Source organism: Microbacterium sp. (genome assembly GCF_031988965.1).
GTDB lineage: Bacteria > Actinomycetota > Actinomycetes > Actinomycetales > Microbacteriaceae > Microbacterium.
Window position 1 is genome coordinate 20,864 of record NZ_DALZXX010000025.1, and the last position, 7,613, is coordinate 28,476.

Annotated in this window: 4 protein-coding genes and 1 pseudogene; all 5 read right to left on the reverse strand. The window is 66.3% G+C overall.

Translation table 11 applies throughout. The features are described from left to right. Position 1: 1 nt before the first annotated feature. On the reverse strand, positions 2-1,675 hold the full coding sequence (locus RTM68_RS07500; RefSeq protein ID WP_312169711.1) for an ABC transporter ATP-binding protein: 1,674 nt from the start codon (positions 1,673-1,675) through the stop codon (positions 2-4). After that, a complete protein-coding gene (locus tag RTM68_RS07505) occupies positions 1,672-2,616 on the reverse strand; it encodes an ABC transporter permease (protein ID WP_312169713.1) in 945 nt (314 codons plus the stop codon). The genes RTM68_RS07500 and RTM68_RS07505 overlap by 4 nt, the downstream gene beginning before the upstream one ends. After that, positions 2,609-3,535, reverse strand: a complete 927-nt coding sequence (locus RTM68_RS07510) for an ABC transporter permease (protein WP_312169715.1) — start codon at positions 3,533-3,535, stop codon at positions 2,609-2,611. The genes RTM68_RS07505 and RTM68_RS07510 overlap by 8 nt, the downstream gene beginning before the upstream one ends. A gap of 101 nt (positions 3,536-3,636) precedes the next feature. After that, positions 3,637-5,274, reverse strand: a complete 1,638-nt coding sequence (locus RTM68_RS07515; RefSeq protein WP_312169717.1) for an ABC transporter substrate-binding protein — start codon at positions 5,272-5,274, stop codon at positions 3,637-3,639. Positions 5,275-5,500: 226 nt separating this feature from the next. After that, positions 5,501-7,613: pseudogene (gcvP, locus tag RTM68_RS07520) on the reverse strand (aminomethyl-transferring glycine dehydrogenase); the annotation flags it as partial.

Consider the following 7,613-nt stretch of genomic DNA (forward strand, 5'->3'; position numbering starts at 1 on the left):
CTCAGTGACCGCCGAGGGTGATCGACGCACCCGGGATCGCCTTGAGCAGACGATCCGTGTACTCCTGCTGCGGGTTCGCGAAGATCTCGTCGACGGTGCCCTGCTCGACGATCTTCCCCTTCTCCATGACGCAGACGAGGTCGCTCGACACGCGGACGACCGCGAGGTCGTGCGTGATGAACAGATACGTGAGTCCGAGTTCCGACTGCAGCTCGGCCAGAAGCTGAAGCACCTGGTCCTGCACCAGCACGTCGAGAGCCGACACGGCCTCATCGAGGACGATGATGTCGGGCTTGAGAGCGAGCGCACGCGCGATCGCGACGCGCTGGCGCTGTCCGCCAGAGAGCTCGTTCGGATACCGGGTGGCCAGCACGCGGGGCAGCGAGACCTGGTCGAGGAGCTCCTCGACGCGCTCACGCCGCGACGCGCTGTCGCCCACGCCGTGGATCTGCAGCGGCTCGGCGATCGTGTTGCCGATGTTGCGCAGCGGGTCGAGCGATCCGTAGGGGTCCTGGAAGACCGGCTGCATGCGCCGACGAAGACCGAACGCCTGGGCGTTCGAGAGCTTCGACACGTCCTGACCGTCGATCTCGATGGTTCCGCTGGTCGGCTCCTCGAGCTTGAGCACCATCTTCGCGACGGTGGACTTGCCCGAACCCGACTCACCCACCAGAGCCAGCGTCTTGCCGCGGGGGATCTCGAAGGACACGTCGTCGACCGCGCGGAAGGCTTCGCTGCGGAAGTTCCCCTGACGGATCTTGTAGTCCTTCGTGAGTCCCGCGACCCGCACGGTCGGCGGGATGTCGGCGAGGTCTTCGAGAGTCTCGATCCCCCGGTCCTCCACCACGGCCTGGATGCGCTGCGATGCCACGCTGGGCGCCGCCGAGACGAGACGCTTCGTGTACGGGTGCTGCGGATCCTCGAGGATCTGACGGCTCGGCCCCGCCTCGACGATGTTGCCGCCGTTCATCACGATGATCTTGTCCGCGCGCTCGGCGGCGAGGCCGAGGTCGTGCGTGATCAGGAGCACCGAGGTGCCCTTGTCACGGGTGAGCGACGCCATGTGATCGAGGATCACGCGCTGCACCGTCACGTCGAGAGCCGAGGTCGGCTCGTCGGCGATGAGCAGCTTCGGGTCGGCCGCGAGGCCCATGCCGATGAGCGCACGCTGACGCATTCCGCCCGAGAACTGGTGCGGGAACTGGTGCAGACGCTTCTCGGCGTCGGCGAGTCCGGCCTGCTGCAGCACCTCGATCGTGCGCGCCTTGGCGGCGTCTCGGCCCCGGGCGATGCCGTTCGCACGGATCGCCTCCTTGACCTGGAAGCCGATGCTCCACACGGGGTTGAGGTTCGACATCGGGTCCTGCGGCACGAAGCCGATGTCCCGACCGCGGACCGCCTCGATCTCGCGACGGCTGAGCGTGGTGAGCTCACGACCGTCGAGGGTGATCGATCCGGACGTGACCTGACCGGTACCCGGGAGCAGGTTCACGATCGCCGTGGCAGTCGTGGACTTGCCGGAACCCGACTCCCCCACGATGGCGACGGTCTCACCGGGCATGATGTCGAAGCTGACTCCGTGGAGCACTTCGCGCAGACCTTCCTGCGTGCGGAACGCGACGGTGAGGTCGCGAACGCTCAGCAGCGGGACCTGTTCGGTGATGCGCTCGCTCATCGGCGTGCCCTCGCCTTCGGGTCGAGGGCGTCTCGGATGAGCTCGCCCAGGGTGACGAACGCCAGCACCGCGAGGGTCAGGGCGATCGACGGATAGATGAGCGCCATCGGAGCGACGCGCAGTGAGGCCTGAGCCTTGGCGATGTCATTGCCCCACGACATGACGTCGCTGCCGAGACCGACACCGAGGAACGACAGGGTCGCCTCCGCGACGATCGCCGCAGCGAGACCGAGGGTCGACACGACGAGCAGAGGTGCGATCGCGTTCGGGACGACGTGGTTCACGAGGATCTTGAACTTCGACTGACCGAGAGCCTGCGAGGCCATCACGAAGTCGGCCTGGCGCACACGGAGCACTTCAGCCCGCACGACTCGGGCCGTGGATGCCCAGGCGAACGCGCCGATCGCGAAGGCGAGTGTCCATACCGAGCGCGCGTCCCGGAACACCGTCATCACGACGACAGCCGCGAGGATGTACGGGATCGCGAAGAAGATGTCGCCGATGCGCGACAGCAGGCCGTCGAGCCATCCCCCGTAGAAACCGGCGAGTGCGCCCATGATCAGGCCGAGGACCGACGAGATCACGGTGGCGATCAGGCCGACCGCCAGCGACGTCTGGGATCCCCACACGATGCGTGCGTAGATGTCGCAGCCCTGGAAGGTGAACCCGAGAGGGTGCCCCTCGGTCGGACCGCCGTTGCTGTTGGACAGCTGGCAGTCGTCGTTCGGCAGCGTCGAGGTGAACAGCGTCGGCCACAGGGCCATCACCAGGAAGAAGACCGCGAGAGCGATCGAGAACCAGAACAGCGGGCGGCGACGCAGGTCGAACCAGGCGTCCCGCCACAGGTTGCTGGGCTTGTCCGAGATGCGGACGGCATCGACGGCGATCGACTCGGTCTCGACCGGGGCGACGTAGTGCTTCTGGTTGGTGGGATCAGGCATAGCGAATCCTCGGGTCGAGCAGACCGTAGAGCAGGTCGATGAGAAGGTTCACCAACACGTACAGGATGACGAACACCGTGACGAACGAGACGACCGTGGGCCCCTCGCCGCGCTGGATCGCCTGGAAGAGGGTGTTTCCGACTCCGGGGACGTTGAAGATGCCCTCCGTGACGGTCGCACCCACGAGCAGCACGCCGAAGTTCGTCGCCGAGTTCGTGATCACGGGGATCAGCGAGTTGCGGAGCACGTGCACGGGGAGCACGCGGTTGCGCGACAGTCCCTTGCTGTACGCGGTGCGCACCCAGTCCTGGTTGAGCGTGTCGATGACGGAGCTGCGCATGAGGCGCATGCTGACGGCGTACAGGCTGAAGCCGAGCACGATCGCCGGGAGCCAGAGGCCGCCCCAGTCGTTGTCCGCGCCCACGGTGGGTTTGAACCATCCGAGCTGGATCGCCAGGAAGTACTGGGCGAGGAACGCGACGACGAAGATCGGGATCGCGATCGCGACGAGCGCGACGACGAGCGACACGTTGTCGAACAGCTTGCCCTTGCGCAGTGCCGAGATCGTTCCGATGATGATCGCCAGGACGAACTCGATCGCGATCGCCATGACGGCGAGGCGTCCGGTGACGGGGAGAGTCGCGGCGAGGACCGCCGAGACCGGCCGACCCGAGTAGGTGGTGCCGAGGTCGCCCTGGAACACACCGGTGATGTAGTACCAGTACTGCACGATGAACGGGTCGTTCAGGTGGTACTGCTCTCGCAGCTGTTCGAGGACCGCGGCGTTCGGGGTCTTGTCGCCGAACAGGGCGAGGATCGGGTCGCCGGGCATGGCGAACACCAGGAAGTAAATGAGCAGGGTGGCTCCGAAGAAGACCGGGATCACCTGCAGTAGACGTCTCAGAATGTAACCGAGCATCCGCTTGTCCCTTCTTGAGGGGAAAGAAAGCGAGGCGAACACAGCCTGTGAGGCGGTGACGAAGAATCGTCACCGCCTCACAGGTGAAGTGCCGTCAGACTTTACTCGCCGGCCTTCGTGATCTCGTAGTACAGCGGAACCGAGTTCCAGCCGAACGTGACGTTGTCGACGTTCTCGCTGAAGCCACCGGTCACGTTCGAGTACCACAGCGGGATCGCGGGCAGGTCCTGGAACAGGATCTCCTGCGCCTTGGTGAAGTCCTCGATCTGCGCGTCGGCGTCGGGGTTGCTGATGCCCTCCTCGATCATGGAGTCGAACTCCGGGTTCGAGTAGTCACCGTCGTTCGAGCCTGCACCGGTCGCGTAGAGCGGTCCGAGGAAGTTGTACAGACCCGGGTAGTCAGCCTGCCATCCCGAACGGAATGCCGTGGTGACCGTGCGGTCGTTGACCTTGGTGCGCAGGTCCTGGAACGTCGGGTACGGGTCGCCCGACGCGTCGATGCCGAGCGTGTTCTTGATGCTGTTGCTCACCGCGTCGACCCAGGCGTCGTGCCCGCCGTCGGCGTTGTAGGCGATCTTGAACTCGCCGTCCCACGGGGCGATGGCGTCGGCCTCGGCCCACAGCTCCTTCGCCTTCTCGGGGTCGTAGTCGAGGACCTCGCTGCCGGGAACCGAGTCAGACCAGCCGTCGATGACGGGCGAGGTGAAGTCGGAGGCAGGGGTGCGCGAGCCAGAGAAGATCGTCTCGGTGATCTCTTCGCGGTTGATCGCCATCGACAGCGCCTGACGACGCAGCTGGCCCTCTTCGCCGCTGAAGTGCGGGAGGGACTGACCGATGGTGAACGACTGGAACACAGCGGACGGCTGGTTCACAGCGCGGTCGCCGATCTCGTCGGTGAAGACCGCGAGCGAGTTCGTCGGGATCGCGTCGATCACGTCGACCTCGTTCGACAGCAGGTCGGCGTACGCCGCTTCCTGCGTGGCGTAGAACTTGATCGTGAGACCACCGTTCTTCGCCTGGCGGCCACCCTCGTAGTCGTCGTTGCGGACGAGATCGATCTGCACGTCGTGCTGCCACGCGTCTTCGCCGTCGATCATGTACGGACCGTTGCCGATCGGGTTCTGACCGAACGCCTCCATGTCCTCGAAGGCGACGTCGGGCAGCGGGTAGTACGCGGAGTAGCCGAGACGCAGAGCGAAGTCCGAGGCCGGCTTGTTCAGCGCGATCGTGAACGTGTAGTCGTCGACCTGCTTCAGACCCGTGAGCTCGGAGTCCGTCTCGTAGCTGAAGCCCTCGATGTCCTCGAAGAAGTAGCTGGAGTAGTGAGCGTTCGAGAGCTTCGCGCCCTCGTTCCACGCCTTGATGAAGTTGTCGGCGGTGACCTCTTCACCATCGGTGAAGGTCATGCCTTCCTTGATCTTGACGGTGAGGTTCTGCGGGTCCTCGGTCGTGATCTCCTCAGCCATGTCGTTGACCGGCTTGCCCTCGGCGTCGTAGTAGATCAGGCCGGCGAAGATCTCGTCGAGGATCTTTCCGCCACCCACCTCGTTGGTGTTGGTGGGGATGAGCGGGTTCTCCGGCTCAGATCCGTTCGTCGTGATGATGGCATCCGCGTTGGCGTCGCCGGCGGTGCTGCCACCGTCGTCGTTGCCGTTGCCACCGCTCGCGCAGCCCGCGAGCGCCAGGGCGCCGATCGCGAACAGCGCGGTGCCCGCAAGGGCGATCTTGTTGCGCTTCACTTGTGTCCTCCTGTGGACGGGTATTCATCAGACTGCGCGCACATCATCGAACGCGTAGGGATAGTTGACTGTAACCCGCGTTTCCGGCCACTCCGCACTCGGCTAATGAACTGTTACTCAGTGGTGACCATCTGTAATCTCGCGGAAACATGCGGAAATGCACGGAAACGAGCGACGGCGTCGCATCCCGGGAAGGACGCGACGCCGTCGTACGGCACTCCGTGGCTCAGGCGAATGCCTCGATCGGCGGGCACGCACACACCAGGTTGCGGTCACCGTAGGCCTGATCGATGCGACGCACAGGCGGCCAGTACTTGCCGGCGACGAGCGCGTGCACCGGATAGGCGGCGTCCTCACGGGTGTAGGCGTGGCTCCACTCCCCCGCGATCAACGAGACCGCGGTGTGCGGTGCATTGACGAGCGGATTGTCATCGGCAGGCCAGCGGCCGGCGGCGACGTCATCGGCCTCGGCCCTGATCATGATCATGGCCTCGATGAACCGCTCGATCTCGCCGAGATCCTCCGACTCCGTGGGCTCGACCATCAGCGTTCCCGCGACGGGGAACGACATGGTCGGCGCGTGGAAGCCGTAGTCGATCAGGCGCTTCGCGACATCGTCGACCGTGATGCCGGTCGCCTCCTTGAGCGGACGCAGGTCGAGGATGCACTCGTGGGCGACCCGGCCGTTCTCACCCGCATACAGAACCGGGTAGTGCTCGGCGAGACGGGCCGCGATGTAGTTCGCCGACAGCACGGCCGCTGCGGTCGCGTGACGGAGGCCGTCGGCACCCATCATGCGGACGTAGGCCCAGGAGATCGGCAGAATGCCCGCCGAGCCGTAGGGCGCAGCCGAGATCGGACCGCCTTCGAAGACGAATCCGCCCGCGTGCTCCGCGCGCTGCGCGAGCGGATGCGAGGGCAGGAACGGTGCGAGGTGCGCCTTCGCGGCGACCGGGCCGACGCCGGGTCCGCCACCACCGTGCGGGATCGCGAACGTCTTGTGCAGGTTGAGGTGCGAGACGTCGCCGCCCAGATCGCCGAACCGCGCGTACCCCAGCAGTGCGTTGAGGTTGGCACCGTCGACATAGACCTGTCCGCCTGCGCCGTGCACGGCGGAGGTGATCTCGACGACGTCCTGCTCGTAGACGCCGTGCGTCGACGGGTACGTGATCATCAGTGCCGAGAGCTCGGCCGCATGCGCGTCGATCTTGGCGCGGAGGTCGGCCAGGTCGACGTTCCCGAGGTCGTCGCACGCCACGACCACGACCTTCATGCCCGCGAGCACGGCGGACGCCGCGTTCGTACCGTGCGCCGACGACGGGATCAGACACACCGTGCGCTGGTCGTCGCCGTTCGCCAGGTGGTAGCCGCGGATCGCGAGGAGCCCGGCGAGCTCGCCCTGCGAGCCCGCGTTCGGCTGCAGTGAGACCGCGTCGTACCCGGTGACCCCCGCGAGCCAGGCTTCGAGCTGGTCGACGAGATCGAGGTACCCGGCCACGTCGGACGCCGGGGCGAACGGGTGGATGCCCGCGAACTCGGGCCACGTGATCGACGCCATCTCGGTGGCCGCGTTGAGCTTCATGGTGCAGGATCCGAGCGGGATCATGCCGCGGTCGAGCGCGTAGTCGCGGTCGGCGAGGCTCTTGAGGTACCGCATCATGGCGGTCTCGCTGCGGTGCGCGTGGAACACGGGGTGGGTCAGGTACTCGTCCTGACGGTGGAGCTCTTCGGGCAGGGACCCGGCCGCGCCGATCCCGAAGAATCCGAACGCCCGCTCGCGCTTGCCGCCGAACACCTGGGCGACACGGTGGAGGTCGGCGACCGTGGTGGTCTCGTCGACCGCGATGTTCACGGTGTCGGCGTCGTTCGCACGCAGCAGGATGCCGTCGGCGTGGGCCGCCTCGACGATGTCGGCCGCCCGTCCGGGCACGCGAGCCCTGATCGTGTCGAAGAACGCGTCGTGCACGACCTCGACACCCGCGTCGGTGAGCCAGTCGCGGCTTCCGCAGCGATCGCGCGGAGTCCTTCAGGTCCGTGATAGACGGCGTACATCGAGGCCATGACGGCGAGGAGCACCTGGGCGGTGCAGATGTTGCTGGTCGCCTTCTCACGACGGATGTGCTGCTCACGCGTCTGCAGCGACAGACGGTACGCGGGCTTGCCGTCGGCGTCGACCGAGACGCCGACCAGACGCCCCGGAAGCTGGCGCTCGAGACCCGCGCGCACCGCCATGTAACCCGCGTGCGGGCCGCCGAACCCCATGGGCACGCCGAAGCGCTGGGTGGTGCCGACCGCCACATCGGCGCCGAGCGAGCCGGGCGACGCGATGAGCGTCAGCG

Bases quoted from the DNA above. Each gene is read 5' to 3' on its own strand.
- RTM68_RS07505 (WP_312169713.1), bottom strand. From the start codon at position 2,616: ATGCCTGATCCCACCAACCAGAAGCACTACGTCGCCCCGGTCGAGACC.
- RTM68_RS07510 (WP_312169715.1), bottom strand. From the start codon at position 3,535: ATGCTCGGTTACATTCTGAGACGTCTACTGCAGGTGATCCCGGTCTTC.
- RTM68_RS07500 (WP_312169711.1), bottom strand. From the start codon at position 1,675: ATGAGCGAGCGCATCACCGAACAGGTCCCGCTGCTGAGCGTTCGCGAC.